The organism is Empedobacter sp. UBA3475 (assembly GCF_002378465.1).
GTDB lineage: Bacteria > Bacteroidota > Bacteroidia > Flavobacteriales > Weeksellaceae > Empedobacter > Empedobacter falsenii_B.
The window spans coordinates 147100-167747 of sequence record NZ_DFRA01000009.1; the positions used below are offsets into that span (position 1 = coordinate 147100).

Annotated in this window: 20 protein-coding genes; 4 read left to right on the forward strand and 16 right to left on the reverse strand. The window is 32.0% G+C overall.

The window, feature by feature from the left end:
* Positions 1–185: 185 nt before the first annotated feature.
* Positions 186–2528: an ATP-dependent helicase gene (locus tag B3I31_RS02645; protein WP_286494898.1), complete on the forward strand. Its 2343-nt coding sequence runs from the start codon at positions 186–188 to the stop codon at positions 2526–2528.
* A gap of 230 nt (positions 2529–2758) precedes the next feature.
* Positions 2759–4222 carry an alanine/glycine:cation symporter family protein gene (locus B3I31_RS02650; RefSeq protein ID WP_221855076.1) on the forward strand — a complete coding sequence of 488 codons (1464 nt, stop codon included), beginning with the start codon at positions 2759–2761 and terminating at the stop codon, positions 4220–4222.
* 53 nt (positions 4223–4275) lie between these two features.
* On the opposite strand, the gene B3I31_RS02655 is transcribed toward B3I31_RS02650, so the two are convergent.
* From B3I31_RS02655 to B3I31_RS02720, 14 genes are all read right to left on the reverse strand, one after another.
* The gene (locus B3I31_RS02655) at positions 4276–4794 is read right to left on the reverse strand and encodes a YceI family protein (protein WP_125350085.1); all 519 of its coding nucleotides are present in this window, start codon (positions 4792–4794) and stop codon (positions 4276–4278) included.
* Between the two features lie 38 nt (positions 4795–4832).
* Positions 4833–5651, reverse strand: a complete 819-nt coding sequence (gene ygiD / locus B3I31_RS02660; protein WP_221855074.1) for a 4,5-DOPA dioxygenase extradiol — start codon at positions 5649–5651, stop codon at positions 4833–4835.
* Between the two features lie 27 nt (positions 5652–5678).
* Positions 5679–6251 carry a YceI family protein gene (locus B3I31_RS02665; protein WP_221855071.1) on the reverse strand — a complete coding sequence of 191 codons (573 nt, stop codon included), beginning with the start codon at positions 6249–6251 and terminating at the stop codon, positions 5679–5681.
* A gap of 216 nt (positions 6252–6467) precedes the next feature.
* Positions 6468–6767, reverse strand: coding sequence for a hypothetical protein (locus tag B3I31_RS02670; RefSeq protein ID WP_125350083.1), 300 nt, complete (start codon positions 6765–6767; stop codon positions 6468–6470).
* 6 nt (positions 6768–6773) lie between these two features.
* A complete protein-coding gene (gene map / locus B3I31_RS02675) occupies positions 6774–7535 on the reverse strand; it encodes a type I methionyl aminopeptidase (RefSeq protein WP_291051740.1) in 762 nt (253 codons plus the stop codon).
* A gap of 136 nt (positions 7536–7671) precedes the next feature.
* The gene (locus tag B3I31_RS02680; RefSeq protein WP_221855067.1) at positions 7672–7929 is read right to left on the reverse strand and encodes a Txe/YoeB family addiction module toxin; all 258 of its coding nucleotides are present in this window, start codon (positions 7927–7929) and stop codon (positions 7672–7674) included.
* A complete protein-coding gene (locus B3I31_RS02685; protein ID WP_221855065.1) occupies positions 7930–8184 on the reverse strand; it encodes a type II toxin-antitoxin system Phd/YefM family antitoxin in 255 nt (84 codons plus the stop codon).
* A 119-nt stretch (positions 8185–8303) separates the two neighbouring features.
* Positions 8304–8600 (reverse strand): Dabb family protein, encoded by a 297-nt coding sequence (locus tag B3I31_RS02690; RefSeq protein ID WP_221855064.1) that lies wholly within the window; start codon positions 8598–8600, stop codon positions 8304–8306.
* 12 nt (positions 8601–8612) lie between these two features.
* Positions 8613–9920, reverse strand: a complete 1308-nt coding sequence (locus B3I31_RS02695; protein ID WP_180906721.1) for a DEAD/DEAH box helicase — start codon at positions 9918–9920, stop codon at positions 8613–8615.
* A 27-nt stretch (positions 9921–9947) separates the two neighbouring features.
* Positions 9948–10481 carry an STM3941 family protein gene (locus tag B3I31_RS02700; protein ID WP_221855062.1) on the reverse strand — a complete coding sequence of 178 codons (534 nt, stop codon included), beginning with the start codon at positions 10479–10481 and terminating at the stop codon, positions 9948–9950.
* Positions 10482–10566: 85 nt separating this feature from the next.
* Positions 10567–12330 (reverse strand): AMP-dependent synthetase/ligase, encoded by a 1764-nt coding sequence (locus B3I31_RS02705; RefSeq protein ID WP_221855060.1) that lies wholly within the window; start codon positions 12328–12330, stop codon positions 10567–10569.
* A 545-nt stretch (positions 12331–12875) separates the two neighbouring features.
* On the reverse strand, positions 12876–14651 hold the full coding sequence (locus B3I31_RS02710; protein WP_291048518.1) for an AMP-dependent synthetase/ligase: 1776 nt from the start codon (positions 14649–14651) through the stop codon (positions 12876–12878).
* A 131-nt stretch (positions 14652–14782) separates the two neighbouring features.
* Entirely contained in the window at positions 14783–16549 is a 1767-nt protein-coding gene (locus B3I31_RS02715; protein WP_291048521.1) for an AMP-dependent synthetase/ligase, read from the reverse strand.
* Between the two features lie 105 nt (positions 16550–16654).
* A complete protein-coding gene (locus B3I31_RS02720) occupies positions 16655–17308 on the reverse strand; it encodes a class I SAM-dependent methyltransferase (protein WP_221855054.1) in 654 nt (217 codons plus the stop codon).
* A gap of 107 nt (positions 17309–17415) precedes the next feature.
* On the opposite strand from B3I31_RS02720, the gene B3I31_RS02725 reads away from it, so the two are divergent.
* On the forward strand, positions 17416–17997 hold the full coding sequence (locus B3I31_RS02725) for a DUF6642 family protein (RefSeq protein WP_219033962.1): 582 nt from the start codon (positions 17416–17418) through the stop codon (positions 17995–17997).
* A 64-nt stretch (positions 17998–18061) separates the two neighbouring features.
* Entirely contained in the window at positions 18062–19462 is a 1401-nt protein-coding gene (locus tag B3I31_RS02730; RefSeq protein WP_291087463.1) for an alkaline phosphatase, read from the forward strand.
* A gap of 54 nt (positions 19463–19516) precedes the next feature.
* Here the strand turns inward: B3I31_RS02730 and B3I31_RS02735 are convergent, their stop codons facing one another.
* Positions 19517–19963 (reverse strand): VOC family protein, encoded by a 447-nt coding sequence (locus tag B3I31_RS02735; protein ID WP_280050962.1) that lies wholly within the window; start codon positions 19961–19963, stop codon positions 19517–19519.
* A 28-nt stretch (positions 19964–19991) separates the two neighbouring features.
* The gene (locus B3I31_RS02740) at positions 19992–20648 is read right to left on the reverse strand and encodes a DUF2461 domain-containing protein (RefSeq protein ID WP_038330630.1); all 657 of its coding nucleotides are present in this window, start codon (positions 20646–20648) and stop codon (positions 19992–19994) included.

Below are 20648 nucleotides of genomic sequence, written 5' to 3' on the forward strand. Positions count from 1 at the left end.
TGTGTAAATATACAGAATATTTCCTTATCAATGTAACGAAACAACTTTCAATTCGTACGTTTTTTCTATCTCTTGATAGTAAATCTTTATAACAACGTATAATTAACAATATATCTATATAAGAAAATGTATAATCTTTCAAAATTATTTTATCCTTTACACCACAAAGGTTAACTTTGCACACGATGGAAGAAAATTATTTAGAAAAACTGAACGAACCACAGCGTTTGGCTGTAGAAGCTACCGAAGGTCCAGTAATGGTAATTGCGGGTGCGGGTTCTGGAAAGACGAGAGTGTTAACTTATCGCATTGCTCATTTACTAAATAAAGGAGTTGATGCTTTCAATATATTGTCTTTAACATTTACCAATAAAGCTGCCCGAGAAATGAAAGAACGTATCGGACATGTGGTTGGTGAAGCGAATGCAAAAGCACTTTGGATGGGAACCTTCCACTCTGTTTTTGCGCGTATTCTACGTGTTGAAGCTCCGCTTTTAGGTTATCCATCAGATTTTACAATTTACGATCAACAAGATGCAGTTTCTGTAATGACAAAGATTATTAACGAAATGCATTTAGATAAAGATATTTACAAAGCAAAACAAGTTTTGGGACGTATTTCTCAATACAAAAATAACTTGATTACAGTTAGAGCTTATCACAATAATCAAGCTTTAATTGAAGCAGATAATGAAGCAATGCGCCCTCGAATGGGTGATATTTACAGAGCTTATGTAGATCGTTGTTTCAAATCTGGTGCAATGGATTTTGATGATTTATTGTTGCGTACCAACGAAATTTTGACGCGTTTTCCTGAGGTTTTAGCAAAATATCAAGAACGTTTCAAATACATTATGGTAGATGAGTACCAAGATACCAATCATTCTCAATATTTGATTGTAAAAGCATTGGCTTCTCGTTACGAAAACCTATGTGTAGTTGGTGATGATGCGCAATCTATTTATGCTTTCCGTGGTGCAAATATTCGAAATATTTTATCATTCAAATCCGATTATCCTGATGCGAAATTGTATCCATTGGAACAAAATTACCGTTCGACGCAAATGATTGTGGAAGCTGCGAATCAGATTATCAAACAAAATCAAGATCAATTAGAAAAAAATGTTTGGACTGCGAATGAAACTGGTGAAAAAATAGCCGTTTATCGTGGACTTTCTGATGCTGATGAAGCGCGTTATATTGCAACGCAGATATGGGAAAGACAGATAAATGAACATCTTCAACCAAAAGATTTTGCTATTCTTTATCGTACCAATGCACAATCTCGTGCGTTAGAAGAAGCCTTGAGAAAAAGAGGAATTCAGTACCGTGTTTATGGCGGAACATCTTTCTATCAACGCAAAGAGATTAAGGATATGGTTGGTTATATGCGATTATTGATTAATCAAAATGATGAAGAAGCTTTATTGCGAACAATCAATTATCCGGCACGTGGAATTGGTCAAACGACTATTTCAAAACTTTTGGTTGCGGCAGATCAACATCAAATTAGTTTATTTTCTTTGATTGAAAATATTGCGATGTATGCTCCAACCATTGGAATAAATGCAGGAACATCAAACAAATTGAATGATTTTGTGTTGATGATTAAGCGTTTCCAAGTGATGCTAAAATCACATGATGTGTATGAAGTAACAATGGAAATGGCTAAAAGAACACAATTGTTGAATGCGTTGAAAGAAGATTCTACACCAGAAGGTGTTTCTCGCTTAGAGAACGTTCAAGAGTTGTTAAATTCGATCCAAGGTTATGTCGAAGAACAACAACAATTAGACGAAGGAGATGCTTCTTTAGGTGGTTTCTTAGAAAATATTGCTTTGGCAACTGATGCGGATAACGAAGAAGATGACGATAATAAGGTCAATTTGATGACGGTCCACTTAGCAAAAGGTTTAGAATTCCCTGTTGTATTTATTGCAGGTTTAGAAGAAAATCTTTTCCCTTCTATGATGAGTGTTAACACGCGCGCTGAATTAGAAGAAGAACGTCGCTTATTTTATGTTGCCTTAACACGCGCTGAGAAAGTGGCTTATATGACCTATTCTGTTTCACGTTTTCGTTGGGGAAAAATTATCGATTGTGAACCTTCTCGTTTCTTAGAAGAAATTGATGATAGTTTCTTAGAATGGAAAAATCTGAATATTTCTGCAAGAGCTTCTAATAATAGTGGATTATCGGCTGATTTATTTGGAGATGAACCAACACCACAAAACTATCAACAACGAGAAAAATCAGTTGCAAGACCAAATCCAAGAGCTCGTGTAGAACCAGCTCAACCAAGGTCAAATTTCAAACCAGTAAATCAAACAAAAAGTAACGCTTCATCAACAGCAAATGCACAAGGTTTGCAAGTTGGTCAAGTTGTTGTTCACGATCGTTTTGGACGAGGAATTGTGAAAGATTTGCAAGGAGAACCATCAGATATGAAAGCAATTATTCATTTTGATAATGCAGGAGAAAAAAAATTACTCTTAAATTTTGCAAAACTAAAAATCATTCGATCATAATAAAAAAACAGAAAAAGGTTACAGTAATTTGCAACCTTTTTTATTTGTATTTAACCAATTACACACCTTTTATCAAACTAAAGGTTTAAATAATATATCTTCAAAATTTAGAATAAAATTCTTGCTTGTATTTATTTTTTCGAATAAATAAACAGATTAAATCTTATAATTAAGATTTTTTTAGCATTTTAGCACCACAAATAAACACAAGAACAAAATTTTTTACTCAAATGGATGATATCATCAATCTAATAAGTAGCTACGTTTGGTCATATGCCTTGATTGGACTTTGCGCTTTAACAGGAATTTACTTCTCTATTCGCACCGGATTTTTACAAATAGTCTACATAAAAGACATGGTTCGCTTGCTATTTAGTGGCGAAAAATCGGACAAAGGAATCACTCCTTTCCAAGCTTTTTCTTTAGCAATTTCTGGTCGTGTCGGAACCGGAAACATTGTTGGTGTTGCAACCGCAATCGCAATGGGAGGCCCTGGAGCAATTTTTTGGATGTGGTTTATCGCATTTTTAGGAAGTGCATCTGCATTCATAGAATCTGCATTAGGACAGGTCTACAAGCAAGAAATCGATGGAGAATATCGTGGAGGTCCTTCATACTACATCGAAAAAGGTTTAGGAATCAAATGGTACGCGGTTTTGTTTGCAATCATTACAATTATGAGTTGTGGATTATTATTACCAGGCGTTCAGTCGAATAGTATTTCATCTGCTTTGAATAACGCGTTTGATATTCCTATTTATAATTTTGTAGGAATTCCAATCAACATTGTAGGATTCGTCATTATTGGATTATTAGCCTTGATTATTTTTGGAGGTGTAAAACGTTTGGGACAAGCTTCTGAATTTATCGTTCCTTTTATGGCAGGCGCTTACATCTTAATGGCAATCATTATTATTGGAATGAATATCCATCAAGTTCCATCAGTTTTACGATTAATTTTTTCATCAGCTTTCAATCAAGAATCACTTTATAGTGGTGTTTTTGGATCTGCAATTGCTTGGGGAATAAAACGTGGAATTTATTCTAACGAAGCTGGTCAAGGAACTGCTCCTCATGCGGCTGCGGCTGCGGAAGTAAACCATCCTGCACAACAAGGTTTGGTACAAGCTTTTTCTGTTTACATCGATACATTATTTGTGTGTACTGCAACTGCTTTTATGATTTTATTTACAGGAAAATACAATGTGAATCACCCAGAAAAAGCGGGAAGTTTCATTACTCAAAATCTTCCTGGAGTAGATTATACAGGTTTTACGCAAGCAGCTGTTTCAAGTCATTTTCCTTCATTCGGAAATAGTTTTGTTGCGATTGCTTTGTTTTTCTTTGCTTTTACAACGATTATGGCTTATTACTATTATGCTGAAACGAATATTACATACATTTTCAAGAAAGGAAATAGAAAAGTATATGTATGGATTTTACGTATTTGTTTTTTAGGTGCTACGTATTACGGAACAATCAAAACTGCTGAAACTGCTTGGGCAATTGGAGATATTGGTGTTGGTCTGATGGCTTGGGTAAATATTATTGCTATTTTATTATTAAGCGGAGTTGGGCTTAAGGTCTGGAAAGATTATAAAGACAAACGTAAAAAAGGAATTAAAAATCCTGATTTTAATCCTACAGAAATCGGAATTAAAAATGCTACTTTTTGGGAGAACAAAAATAAATAACACAAAAAAAACCACTTCGTTTGAAGTGGTTTTTTTGCTATTAAAAATTATGATTATTGGGCTTGAGTAAACTCTAAATTCACCAATAATTTTACTTTATCAGAAACCACTAATCCTCCAGCTTCTGTTACTTGGCTCCATCCTAATCCGTAATCTTTACGGTTGATTTCTCCTGAAAATTCGAATCCAGCTCTTTGTAATCCCCATGGATCAGTGATAACTCCACCAAAATCTGCATTTAATGTAATTGGCTGTTTTTCACCACGAATTTCTAAAGTTCCATTAATTTTTCCGTTTTGAATACCTGAAGTACTTTCAAATTTCATTTCTGGAAATTGCTCAGCAGCAAAGAAATCAGCTGATTTTAAATGTCCATCACGATCTGCATTTTTTGTATTGATTGAATCTACTTTTGCATCAAATTCAAATTTTGCATCAGAAAAATCATCTGAATTAGCTTCTACATCAGCATTGAAATGATCAAAATTTCCTGTTACTGTAGAAATTACCATGTGTTTTACTTTAAATTGGACTTCTGAATGAGAAGGGTCTAAATTCCATTTTGTTGCCATAATGTTTTGTTTTTATTTGTTATTTAAATTGATTTTATTTATCCTATTTTGAATGATAACATTCCTAATGATCCATAAATTAGTTTATCATTAAAAAGTGTTAGCTCCTCTTCTTTTCCTTGTAATGCTAATGCGTAAATAGCTGGCAAATAATGTTCCATAGATGGGACAGCAAGATTAAATGCGCTACCTTTTTGTACAAAATTGAACAATTCGTCGTGATTACCTGTTTGAACAATATTCTTGAATGTATCATTCACTTCATAAGCCCAATCATAACCAGCATTTGGCTCGCTCCAATTTAATGCTCTCAAATTGTGTACAACATTCCCACTTCCTACTATTAATATCCCTTTACTACGCAAAGCGTCTAATTCCTTCGCTAATTCGTAATGCTCTTTTGGCGTTTTATAAACATCCAAACTCAGTTCTATCATCGGAACATCTGCTTCTGGATACAAAAATTTAATCACACTCCAAGAGCCGTGGTCAAATCCCCACATTTTGTCTAAATCAACCTCTGTTGTTTTAATTAAATTTTTGACCTCTGTTGCTAATTCTGGACTTCCTGGCGCTGGATATTCAACATCGAATAAAGCTTGCGGAAAACCATAAAAATCGTGAATCGTTTTGGGTTGTTCTAAAGCCGTAACTTTAGTTCCTTTCGTTTCCCAATGTGCCGAAATACAAATAATCGCATTTGGTTTTGGGATTGTTTTTCCAATCTTCTTCCATCCTTCTACAAAAATATTTTCTTCGATTGCGTTCATCGGAGAGCCATGTCCTAAAAATAAAACTGGCATTTTATCAGTTGTAGAAAAACTTGAAGTAATTGATTTTAACGTATTGAAATCCACGATTTTTATAATATATTTTATTTATTATTATTTAGCTTTTGAAGCTGAAAATTCTAAGTTTGATGTTAATGTAACAACATCACCTACAACAGCTTCTGGGAAATTACCACCGATGTTAAAATCACTTCTTTTTACATTTCCTTTTACTGTAAATCCGTACGTTTTAACTCCGTTATTGTTGATGCTTCCGTTGTAAACTAATTTTAATGCAACTGGTTTAGTTACTCCGTTTAATGTTAAATCACCAACCATTTTAAATTGATTTCCTTTAACACGTGTAATTCCTTTTGAAGAGAATTCTAGTTTTGAATTTTTTGCTGCATTGAAAAAATCTGCTGATTTTAAATGATTATCACGTGCCTCAACTCCTGTATTGATTGAATTGATATCTGCAACTACATGAAATTTTGCATCGCTTAAATCTTCTTTTGTAAAGTTTAAATGAACATCAAAATTTTGGAATTGTCCTTCAACATCAGAAATTGTCATGTGAGAAACAGAAAAGCCTAATTTTGAGTGCGCTTTATCATTTGTATAATTTTGAGCAAATGCAGACATTGAAGCTGCTGATAACATTAACGTGAATAATAATTTTTTCATAACGAATGATTATTTGATTGTTTTTAATTAATTATTTATTTTGATAGGACAAATTTAGCTCAGTCATCAGCGAGATTTCATTGACATAAGATAAGAAATTAAAAAGCTTGATTTTTCATCTAATAAACGATCAAATTGTATCAATTAATATTCCAAAAAGTAAAGATTTTGAATTTGTTAGCAATAAAAAAAACACTTCAATAGAAGTGTTTAATATTATTTTACTGGACTAAAATACCAGTAGGTAGATGTTTTTTTATTCTCGATTTCCAAATATTCTGGAAATGCTTGCGGTAATAAATGTAATTCTTCCGATTTTTTCAAATCTGTTAGAATCTGACGCAAAGGATATCCTTTTTTACGGTCGTGAGGAAAATATCCTTTTTCAATTAAGAAAGGCATCATATCCTTAGTTTTTACACGTTCCAACTTATTTTCTGTTAAATAAGCCTGAATATCTTCGCTCATTTTTTTGACCACTTCGCGGTCTACTTTAATATATTCGTTTCTCTTCATATAATTTTACCAATTACCATTCATGTGCGTTAAAATCATAGGACCTTCAGAAGTAACCAAAACAGTATGTTCGTGTTGTGCAAAAACGCCAGGTGCATTTCCTATCATTGTCCAACCATCCGCTTGCTCAATTGCTTCGTAAGAATTTTCTGAAATAAAAGTTTCCAATGCAATAACTGAATTTTTACGGAATCGACGTTTATCATCAGGGTCTCTGAAATTCATCAAATCCAATGGTTCTTCGTGCAATGAACGCCCTACTCCATGACCAGTTAAATTCTCAATCACATGATAATGATGTTTTTTTGCTTCTTTCTCAATAATTCCACCAATATCAGCGATTTTAACTCCAGATTTTACAGCCGCAATTGCTTTTTGAAGCGCAGAAATAGATGCATCAACAATTTTTTGATAACCATTCACATCTTCTCCAACAACAATAGAACCTCCATTATCAGCCCAAAAACCACCTAATTCTCCAGAAACATCAATATTAACCACATCTCCGTCTTTCAAAATTTTATCGGCTCTTGGAATTCCGTGACAAATTTCTTCATTCACGCTTAAGCAAGTATAACCAGGAAATTGATACGTCTCGAAAGGAGCTGATTTGCAACCAAATTTGTGCATAATCTTCGCACCAAAATCGTCCAATTCTTTTGTTGACATTCCAGGTTTTACATAATCTTTCATCTCTTTAAGAGTAACGGCTACAGCTTCGCTGACTTTTTTCATTCCGATTAACTCTTCTTCTGTCTCTATAATCATTGCTTAAATTCTATTGATTTCCTTTTCAGAAATCATTTGCAAATTTACGGGTATTTGTAACGATTATTTGCTTATTTTGATAGAAATTCGTGATTATTGTATGATAGATTATATTGTTGATTGATAAAGAAGTATATCAATCATAATGAAAACGACATTTCGCAATTTGAATTTCATCTTCTACAACACGATATATTAACCGATGTTCATGATCTATTCTTCTCGACCAAAATCCTGCATATTTATGTTTCAAAGCTTCTGGTTTCCCCAGACCATCAAAAGGATTTCGAGCAATACCTTTAATCAATTCATTGATCTTTTTCAATTTAGATTTATCTGTTTTTTGCCAATACAAATAATCTTCCCATGATTCATCAACAAAAACGATTTTCATCTATTCTTCAATTAACTCCTTTGTAAACGTTTTCTGAGTTTTTAATTTCTCAATTGCAGCATCCAAACGCTCTTCATTTTTGCGAGAAGAAAGCTCATGATTCGTAGCCATTAGCGAATTATACTCTTCTAATGACATAATAACAACACCAGAATTTTTTCCACGATTAATAATCAATGTTTCAAAATTATTCGTCACACGATCAAAATATTCTTTAATATCTTTTCTAAATTCAGAAATATTTGTTATCAACATATGTACAATATTTTGTACAAAAATAAGTATAATTAATTATAAATAAACTTGATTTATAAAGTTTTAGAAAATAAAAAAATCCGTCAAATGACGGATTTAAGGTTATATTTTTCTAACGATTAATCTGCATCATAGATTAATACTCGTTTTGCTAATTTATTTGGACCATTCAAAAACTCGATATGTTGTGGATGTTTTTGATACGTCTCAAATTGTTCCATCGTTTCGAAAGCTGCAAACAAAGAAAACGAATACGAAGCGTCGATAACATCTCTTTCGATATTTGCTGGTGTTCCAACATGAAAAAATACTGAAGGAGCAATTGGTTCTAAATCTTTCAAAGCTTGATGAAATGTATTCACTTCAGCTTCTGTAGCGTCATCTTTTAACCAAAATAGTACGTGGTGTGCTAACATAAAATTCTATTTTTAATATGCAATTTGCATTTTTACTTTCTTATTTTTTACTTTTTGACCGTTCAATTTTTTCAATAAGTCCGGAACTTTTTTACGGTTAATCGCAACATACGAAGTGGTATCTTTTACCTCAATAATTCCGACATCGTTTTTTTCTAAACCTCCTTTTTTGAACAAAAATCCAACAATATCAACTTTGTTTACTTTGTCTTTTTTTCCTGCAGAAATATAAATCGTTTGGTAAGGTGTACGTTCTGGAATCTTATATGTTCCACCTAAATTTTCGACAGGTAAATTTTCATTTACAAACGGAAAATGTTCTTCATTGCTAATAATTAAATACACAAAACCTTTCGCATTCATACGTGCTGTACGTCCATTTCTGTGAATAAAAGCGGCTTCTTTTGCAGGTAATTGATAATGAATAATCGAATCTACTTCTGGAATATCCAAACCACGCGCAGCCAAATCTGTTGTAATTAAAACTCGAACCGAATCATTTCTGAATTTCAGTAACGCACGTTCGCGTTCGTCTTGTTCCATTCCACCATGAAAACTTTCACGCGCAATTCCTTTTTCATGCAACAAATTACTAATACGGTCGACAGCATCACGGTGATTACAGAAAATCAACATGCGTTTGCTTCCAATTTTGCAAATCAAATTAAATAAAGTATCCAATTTTTCTTCTGAAATGGTGTTAACCACTTTCATATGTAAATCAGGCTTTACCTCGATTTGTTTTAGATAGCTCACAATTTTTTCGTCATTCAATCCAACAAATTCTGGAATATTTTCCATTTCTGTAGCAGAAGTCAAAATACGTTGTTTCAAACCAGAAAGTTGCTCTACAATAAAGCTCATATCTTCTTGAAAACCTAATTCTAACGCTTTATCAAACTCGTCTAAAATTAAAGTTTGAACAGTCGAAGGATCAAAATTTTCGTTACGCAAATGATACGCAATACGTCCTGGAGTCCCAATTAATACAGCTGGAGCTTCTAACAAAGTATTTTGCTCAACTTTTGTATTGTGACCTCCATAACAACACGTTACTTTATAATCAGACTTCATCGATTTGAAAACTGTTTCGATTTGTAAAGCTAACTCACGCGCAGGAACTAAAATTAAGGTTTGAACACCTTTTACATCTGGATTTAAATCTCTTAAAGTCGGAAATAAAAACGCCAATGTTTTACCAGATCCTGTTGGTGATAATAAAATTAAATCTCGTTGATTTTCGGACATTTTGAATGCTGAACGTTGCATTGCATTCATATCTTTGATGCCCAAATTTTTATAAAGTAAATCGATTTGCATGCTGCAAAAATAGTCTATTCTTTCGAATTAATCATTTTTTGAAGCTGTAGAAATCTTATAATCTTCCATAAATTCATCAAAAAGATTCATGATTTCGAAGTGATTTTTATCTAAAGTATTTGCGTCAAACGAAACAACAGCGCCATACATTTTATTCCAAAATCTCATACGTGCTTGTAAGAATTTCTGCGTTTCGTTATGGATAAAATCGTCTGCATCAATAATTTTTATATTAATGACACGTTGGCGAGGCAATTTCAGTTCTTCAATTTCTAAAATTTTTCCCCATTCAATATAATTCAAATGATCCGTAGGTTTGTAAACAATTCCTTTTTTATCAATCAATAAAATCAATTGTTTTTTCATCAATTTTTTGATTGAAACGATGATGAATAGTAAACTTGGAACAAATAAAACTCCGCTTAAAATTTTTGCAGTTTGCGGAGAATTAACTTGATTGGCGTTTAGAAATAAATAAATTGAACAAGCAAAAAATAAAAGACTACCGAATAATAATCCCCAATTGCTTGTTTGTTTTGCGTAAACTTTAACTGAATTCAATTGATTTTGTTTTTACAAAAATATAGATTTTAATCTTAATTAAAGGTTATAAAAAAGAGTCTCAAAAAACTGAGACTCTTATTAATTATCCAAAAATTTCTTGGTATTGTTTCTTGTATTTTTCTAAAATAATTTTACGTTTAAATTTTAACGTTGGCGTTAATTCTCCACCTTCTACGGTCATTTCATTTGGAATAATTGCAATCTTTTTGATTTGTTCCCAATGTCCAAAATGATTATTCAGTTGATTGATTTCTTCTTCTAATTTCTTTTTGACAACATCGCTTTTCTGAAATTCATCATGAGGAAGATTTACAATTTCAAGAGCATTTGACTGCGACCATTTTTTTAGATTTGTATAACTCGGAACCACAAAAGCTCCAGGAAACTTCTCACCTTCTCCAACAACCATCAATTGCTCGATGAATGGCGATTCTACCATTTTCATTTCGATTTGTTGTGGAACAATATATTTCCCTCCCGAAGTTTTGTACATTTCTTTTTTACGGTCAACAATTTTCAAGAATTTATTGTCTATCCATTCTCCAATATCACCCGTGTATAGCCAACCATCTTTGATTTCTTCGGCAGTTTTTTCTGGTAAATTATGATAACCCATCATCACAATATCACCTTTTACTAAAATTTCGCCATCATCAGCCAATTTTACTTCAACACCTTTCAACGGAGGTCCAACAGTTCCTATCTTTTTACCTCGACGAAAACAATTCACCGCAATTACTGGCGAAGCTTCTGTCAATCCATAACCTTCATAAATTGGAATTTCGGCAGCTAAAAATACGCGAACAATTCGTTGTTGAATCGCTGCACTTCCCGTTACAATGGCTTTTAATTCGCCACCAAGTCCTTCGTACCATTTGTGTAAAACTAATTTTCGGGCAATTGCTAATTTCAAATTATAAATTGTAGAACGCTGATCATCTTCTAACACAAACTCATCGCCAACTTTTACAGCCCAATCAAAAATAGATTTCTTAAAACCTGATAATTGAGCTCCCGTTTGCATGATTTTTTCATAAACTTTTTCAATCACACGAGGAACAGCCGTAATCATATGCGGTTTAATTTCTTTTAAATTATCGCCAATCTTCTCCATCGATTCTGCAAAATATATCGAAATCCCCATGTACACATACAAATACTGAATTGTTCGCTCATACGCATGACAAGCAGGAAGAAAGGTCAAAGCACGATCATAAGGATCAAGTGGTGTTGAATATTCGCAAGCCATAACATCTGCAATAATATTTTTGTGCGACAACATCACACCTTTCGGATTTCCCGTTGTTCCTGATGTATAGATTAAAAAAGCTAAATCTTCGTGCTTTACATTTGCGGCACGTTTGTCTATTTCTTCTTGTTGAATTGTTTTTCCTTTTTCGATTAAAACATTCCAACTTTCTGTATTTTCAAATTCATCAATCGAGTACAGTTGCTCTAATGAAGGCAATTTTGTTTTGAGTTGATTGATTCGCGTATACAAATCGAGATTACTTGTAAAACACAATTTTATAGCCGAATCGCTAAAAATATATTCGTAATCGCTGTCAGAAATATTCGGATAAATCGCTACCACAACAGCTCCGATTTGTTGTATCGCATAATCTATCATATTCCATTCGACACGATTTTCTGAGATTAATCCCACTTTTTCACCTGGTTGAACTCCACAAGCGATTAATCCTTTTGAGATTGCATCAACATGTTCTAAAAAAGTTGTGGTTTTCATTGGTTTCCATTCTCCATTTTGTTTGGATACAAACATGGATAAATCAGGAAACTTTTCCAGCTGACGTTTTGGTAAATCAAAAATTCTGGTTGCTTCCATAGCGTACTTATAGTTTTGTAATTTTGAAAAGAATTCGTCGAAAATAGCGTAAAATGATGAGTTTTTCAAAAATTTTATCTTCAACTTAAAAAGAATTATATTCGTCATAACTATTACAATTATGAAATATCTAATTTTATTTCTCTTATTATTTTACTCTTGCAGTTCTGATTTTAAAAAGTCTTATATAATTGGAGATATTAAATTATATGAATTACAATGTTCTGGACACTATTATTTAAGCACTGATAATTGTGATTGTAAACATTTACCAACTAATTATTTTATTCCAAAAGGAGAAAATGATTCATTTTTTGAATTATTCTTAAGAGAGAATAATGGTAAACTTCAAGTTAATTCACTTTATAATGAATTTGAAACTCATGGAAATAGCTAAGAGAAAGTAGATTTTATTATATATACCGATAACGCTTCTTTTATGGATAGTATTGAAAAAGTAGATTATACTGTGATTCGTGGTTATACTAACGAAAGAATGAATCCATAAAAAAATCCCTCAACTCATTATGAATTGAGGGATTTTTTTATTTATAAATTTCTTCGAATTCTTTCTGATATTTCTTTAGAATAACTTTACGTTTTAATTTCAAAGTTGGAGTTAATTCTTCACCTTCAATCGTAAATTCATGCGCTAAAATTGCTGGTTTCTTAATCTGTTCCCAATTTCCAAAAAACTGATTTGCTTTACGAACTTCTTGATTAATTACTTTATGAACTTCTGTAGATGCTATGAATTCATCGCGAGAAAGATTACTAATTTCAGGTGCATTTTCTTTTGCCCATTCTTTCAGATTTGCATAATTCGGAACAATAAAAGCTGACGCAAATTTTTGCGCATCACCAACAACCATTGCTTGCTCAATAAAATTTGATTCGACAAGTTTTGTTTCAATTGGTTGAGGAACAACATATTTTCCACCAGAAATTTTGAACATTTCCTTTTTACGATCAATGATTTTCAAGAAATGACCTTCTCCTTCCTCCCAAACTCCAATATCACCTGTGTGCAACCATCCATCAATAATGACCTCATCGGTCGCTTTTTGATTTTTATAATAGCCCATCATCACATTAGGACCTTGAACCAAAATTTCTCCATCTTCGGCTAATTTTACCTTAACATCTTTTATTGGTGAACCCACAGTCCCTATTCGAACACCTAATTTATGCGGATTATTTACAGTGATTAAAGGCGAAGTTTCCGTCATTCCATATCCTTCAAAAAATGGTAATCCAGCCGCCATAAAAACACGCGCAATTTTACCTTGCAACGAAGCACTTCCCGAAATAATATATTTGAAATTACCTCCTAACGCTTCATAAAATTTATTCAAAACTAATTTTCGAGCTAAAGCTAACTTCACATTATACACCAAAGATCGTTTCTTCGCATCAGGTTCATATTGAGAAGCAATATTAATCGCCCAATCAAAAACTTTTCGTTTTTTTCCTGTTAAAGCGCTACCTGTTTTTAGGATTTTCTCATAAACTTTTTCCATCACTCGAGGAACAGCAGTCATGATATGAGGTTGTACTTCATTGATATTATCACCAATTTTTTCAAAACCTTCGGCGAAATAAACCGTTACACCAATATATAAATAGGTATAAATTACAGTTCTTTCGTATGTATGACAAGGCGGTAAAAAAGTCAAACCTCTTGTTCCTTCTTCTAACACAACAATTTCTTTTGCCGCAATAAAATTCGAAACCAAATTATTATGAGACAACATTACACCTTTCGGTTTTCCTGTTGTTCCAGACGTATAAATTAAAGTTGCTAAATCTGAATTTCGAACAATTGAACTAAGATTATTTACATATTCGTCTGTTATATCTTTTCCAATTTCTTTTAATTCTGACCAATTTCTAGAATCTGGGAACTCATTAATTGCAAAAACATATTCTAAACTATAAATTGTCCCAAACATATTATTGATACGTTCATACAAATTTTTTGTACTTACAATACACAATTGTATTTCGGCATCATTGAAGATAAATTGATATTCAAAATCTGTAATATTTGGATAAATCGCTACCACAACCGCACCAATTTGCTGAATTGCAAAATCAATCACATGCCATTCATAGCGGCTTTCGCACACAAGTCCTACTCGATCGCCAGGTTTAACTCCCAGAGCTAATAAACCTTTCGAAATTTCTCTTGTTTGCGCAATAAATTCGGCTGGTTTTGTAAACTTCCATTCGCCATCAATTTTACTTGCAAACATATTATGATTGGGGTAAAGTTCTTGTTGACGATAAGCTAAGTCAAAAATTCGTGTAGGATTATTCATTTTTTAAATACTAAACTTTATAAAAAAGAGTGCAAATTTGGTGCAAAATTTTCATAAATCAGTTTTATTTCACGAAAAAAGCAAGATTAATAAAAATCTTGCTTCGTTATTTTTCTAAAAAATTGATGTTTTTATTGATAAATTCCGTCAATTTCTTTTTTATATTTTTCTGAAATGATTTTACGTTTCATCTTCAAAGTTGGCGTTAATTCTCCAGCTTCAATTGTAAATTCATAAGGCAGTAAATGAAATTTTTTAATTTTTTCCCAATTTCCAAAATTGACATTTAATTTATTGATTTCATTTCCTATCAATTCATAAATTTTTGGATGCGTTAAAAACTCTTCACGAGGTAAATTAATCAATGAAGATTCATTTGCTTTTGCCCAATCAATACAGTTTTCATAAGAAGGAATAACCAAAGCAGCAGGGAATTTTCGTCCTTCTCCAACTACCATAATTTGTTCGATATAATTAGATTCTGAAAGAATTTTCTCAATTTGTTGTGGCACAACATATTTTCCTCCAGAAGTTTTGAACATTTCTTTTTTACGATCGATAATTTTTAAGAATTTATCATCAACCCATTCTCCAATATCGCCCGTATACAACCAACCATCTTTCAAAACCTCAGCCGTCGCCTCAGAATTTTTATAATATCCTTGCATGATATTTTTACCTTTTGCTAAGATTTCTCCATCTTCAGCTAATTTAATCTCAATATCAATCAAAGGAATACCAACGGTTCCGATTTTCATTCCACGTTTGATACAATTTACAGATAAACAAGGTCCAGCTTCTGTTAAACCATAACCTTCGTAAATTGGAATTCCGGCTGCTAAATACAATTTTAATAAACGAGTTTGTAAAGTTGCACTTCCCGATGCAATTCCTTTGACATTACCGCCAAGCGCCGCTTTCCATTTCGAAAAAATTAATTTTCGAGCAATGTTTAATTGAAATTTATACCAAGCAGAAAGTTTTGATTCGTCTAAATCATACTGTTCTCCTAACGAAATTGCCCAAAAGAATAAAGCTCTTTTTACTCCTGTCAATTGTTCTCCAGTCGCCATTATTTTATCGTAAACTTTCTCTAAAACACGTGGAACAGCCGAAAAAATATGTGGTTGAACTTCTTTCATATCTTGCCCAATCGTATCCATTGATTGTGCAAAATAGATTGGTAATCCCATTTTGATGTACACGTATTGAAAGACGCGTTCATACGCATGACAAGCAGGTAAAAAAGACAACGCTTTATCATACGCTTTTACAGGAAAAGAATATTCGGAACTATTGACATCAGCCAATAAATTTTCGTGAGAAAGCATAACGCCTTTCGGGTTTCCTGTTGTTCCAGAAGTATAAATAAGAGTTGCTAAATCAGTTGGTTTTACATTGTCCATCTTCGTTTGTAAAACCTCATCAGAAATAGAAATTCCTTTCGAAATTAGCTCAATCCAATTTGGTGTATGCGGATAAGTATTAAATGTATAAACTTGTTCAAGATTTGGAATACGATCTTTGATTCCTAATAATCGTTGATACAACGCATCATTGCTCACAAAACAAAGTTTGATTTCGGCATCATTTAGAATAAATTCGTAATCATTATCCGAAATATTGGGATAAATTGCCACAACAACAGCTCCAATTTGCTGAATTGCAAAATCTACTAAATTCCATTCTAAACGATTTTCGCTGATTAACGCAACTTTATCATTTTGTTGAACACCATTTGCAATCAAACCTTTCGAAATATTATTTACTCGATTGATAAAATCTGTTGTCGAAATTCCCTTCCATTCTCCTTTTTCTTTGTAATTAAAAATCGAAATGTTAGGTGTATTTTTTTCTTGAAATCGAGATAAATCGAATACTCTTTGTGGTTGTTTCATATTCTTGAAATAAGGATACAAATTTCTGCTAATTCTTTCTACTTTAGAAATTATTTACTCATTCTTTTCTCAAAAAAATTAAGTTTATTATCAATAAAAATCATTTTATTTTTTTGCAATAATTATACTATACTCTCTTTCAACTTTTTCGCCAGCTTTGCTAATTACACTTTCTGAAAATGTTTTTCTATTTTCAATAGAAAATTTAGCTGATTTCAATAGTTTTATCACTTCGTCTTCTGTGTATAAATTGAAGCCAAATTGAGTAAAAGGTAAAGTTTCCATAAATTCCTTTTTAGCAAAAGTAAGAGCAAATTCCCCATTGAATTTCAAGACTCTATAAATTTCACTCAAGAAAAATTTAGGATTTTTCCAAAAATAGATTGTATTCACTGTGAAAATTTTATCAAAACGTTTTTCATAAAAATGAATTCTTTCATCCATAATTATTTCAAATCTAATATTTGCATTCAAATAATCAGAATTGTTCGTGATAGCACTATTTTTCATGACCTGTGAAAGTTCTAAACCAATATATTCTAAATCCTTTGCTTGATTTAATACATAAGGTAAATGCTTACAATTTCCATGACCTAACTCTAATATTTGTTCTTTATTTTGTAATTGTAAATGATCTATTGTCGTTTTTATCATACCAAAATTACTTTCATTCATTTGCTCACCAACTTCAATTCCTTCGTCTCCATTTGGACAACTCAATTGTTCCGCAAGATTTTGTAAATCAATATTATTTTTCATTAAATTTATTTATATAGAATAATTCTAAATTAATAAATATTAATCATTGTTCGCGTGATTTTAATCATTTAAAAATTACATCTTACCTTTGAAAAATAGTAAAATAGATGAAGGATATTATACGAACTGAAGACGAAGATGATTTCAAATTGTTTTGTTTGGAATCTGTAGCAGATATTGAAGAGCAAAATGATTCGCAATTATTGGAATTTTTGGAACATTTGGCTCGAGAATTTCAGATTACAAATGTTTATAAAACGACTGATAGCTTTGAAGGTTTCGAAGAAAGTTTGACCAATCTTCTTTATCATGATAAATATTTTAGAGATTATAAAATCATTTATTTAGTTTTTGAAGGCGAAGGAAATCAAATTCAAATTGATGATTATTACTATAGTTTGGAAGAAGTAGCAGAAATTTTTCAAGGAAAACTAACCGATAAAATTGTTCATTTTGCAAATACAATGAGTTTAAATTTGGAAGACGAAAGTTTTCAATATTTTATTGATGTTACAGGAGCAAAAGCCTTATCTGGATATGTAAACCCTTCTCCAATTTTGAGTACAATTTTAGATCAATATTATTTTTGTTTAGCAAAAGAAATTGATGACGAAGAAGAGCTTGTACATGCATTGTTTGATAAACACGCCAATATATGCCTGAAATTAGGATTTAGATTGTATCATTAATAAGATTTAACAATAAGCTAAAACACTTCTCAGAAATAATCTATTCATTTACAAAAATAATAAAATGGATAGACGTAAATTTCTTAGAGGATCGGCATTAATTTCTACAGGCTTAATTCTAAATCCTTTCGATTTATTTGCTCAAAATAAAATCAAACCTAATCTTTCTACAAATTCTGCAAAGAATATTATTTTTATGATAAGTGATGGAATGAGTTCCGGAACTCTTGCTATGGCTAATTTGTACAACATACAATTGCATGGAAAAAATGGTAATTGGATAAATCTTTATGAAGAAAATAAAGTAAAAAGAGCTTTAATGGACACCGCTTCTGCAAGTTCTATTGTTACCGATTCAGCTGCTGCAAGTTCAGCTTTTGGAGGTGGAATTCGTGTGAAAAATGGCGTATTAAATATTAGCACGAATGGAGAACATCATGTTCCGATTTGGCAAAAGTTCAAAAAAGCGGGTAAAAGAACAGGGTGTGTGACTACAGTTACTATTACTCATGCCACTCCAGCTGGTTTTTGTATAAATTCTGCAAGTAGAAATGCAGAACCAGAGATAGCTGAAAAATATGCCGAAATTGGCATTGATGTTTTATTAGGTGGTGGTGATGAGTTTTTTAATTCATCCAAAAGAGAAGACAAGAAAGATTTGTATGCTATTTATAAAAATAAAGGCTATCAAATTGCGAAAACAAAGGAGGAATTAGGAAAATCTCAAAACAATAAATCTCTATTAGGTATTTTCAATACTGGAGCAATTCCTTACGCAATCGATCATAAAAATCTCTCAAAAAATAAATCTATTCCTACACTTGCCGAAATGACTAAGGTTGCGATTGATAATTTGAAAGATTATCAAAATGGTTTTGTATTGCAAGTAGAAGCTGGAAAAGTGGATTGGGCGGCACATGCAAATGATGTTGCAGGATTAATAAATGATCAAATTGCATTTGATGAAACAATCAAAACTGTAATGGATTTTGCTGAAAAGGATGGAAATACGTTAGTTATCATCACAACTGATCACGGAAATGCAAATCCAGGAACTATTTATGGAGCTGATGTAAACAAAAAATTTGAAAGTATTGTTAATTATAAATATACCAACGAACATATTTTGAATGAAATTCACGAAGATTTTAATATACAAGAAATCAAAGATTGGATTGTCGAAACAAATGGTTTTAGTTTAACTGATGATGAAGCAAAACATATGTTAGATTTTTACAAAGGTTTGGATAAAGAAGAAGGATTATATAATTTCAAAAAGCTTCCGTTCAAATTTTTCTCTGAAATTCAGAAAAAACACAACAATGTAGGTTGGATAAGTATGGATCACTCGGGCGATTATGTAGAATTAGCTATGTATGGACCAGGAAGTGATTTGTTGAAGCCATTTGTAAAAAATACAGATCTTCATCAACTTATGTTACAAGCAACGAACGTAAATGTATAGTAAACAAAAACCTCTCAAGTTGAGAGGTTTTATGTTTTATTCTTAAACTATATTTTACATCGAATGCGCTTTATTTCCTTCGAAATGAATCATCCAAGGTGTTCCAAATTGATCAATAAAAGACGCATAAAGCTCAGCAAAAAACTGCTCAGCCAAAGGCATTTCTAACGATTTTGCATTTACCGAAAGACGATCATATAATTGATGCGCTTCTGCGGGATTATCAACATCAAGCATAATGTAATTATTATTTCCAGCTTTGTATTGATGTCCAAATTCTTCAATAATATCAGAACCCATTAACATTGTTGTTTCATTAATAAACAATGCCACATGCGAAACTTTATCCTTTGCACTTTCTGGAATCTGAAATTCTGGATTTGGCGGCATATCTACCATTTTATACATCCCAATATTTTGCGTTTCAAAAACAGTTTCATAAAACTGAAATGCCTTTTCGCAATCTCCGTTAAAATTTAAGTAAGCGTGTACTTTAGCCATAATATAGTGTTTTTTTGTGATTATTTTTTTAATATAATGGTTGACCATTTTCATCGGTTGTTAAAACCTCTGTCATATAATTCAAAAATGGTTGAAGAACCTGAATTGATTTCGCCACTTTCTGCGGAAAATCTTTTGCTAAAACTTCTTCATCCGTGAAATTCTTGATAAATAAATATTGCTTTTTACGCAACAATTCAATTCGCTCATGATCTTTCGAAAAACCTTTTGGAGCAGATTTCACTTCTTCTCCTTGCATTTCTCCAAACTCATTCATAATTGTTTTGGATTGAAGAATCTTCGCTAATTCATCCGAAACTTCAATATCTTTTCTAATACGAAGCAAATCATCGCGCTCTGGTCCCCAAAAACCAACACCTATAAAATTATGATTCGGTTGAATATGGAAATAATACCCACCTCTATTAAGTGGCTTTTTGCGACCTGTTTGCGCAGAAAAATGAGTTTTATAAGGAGTTTTATCATGAGAAAAACGAACATCTCTATAAATTCTATAAATTTTAAGCGGTTCTAATTCTTCCTTTTTACTTAATTCTTGGTAAATCACATTGAAAATTGAATCTGCTTCAGCTTTCGCTGTATCAAATTCAACTTTATGTTCTGTAAACCATTCGCGGTTATTATTTTTTTCTAATTTTTTTAAAAATTTATCGATTTGTGACAT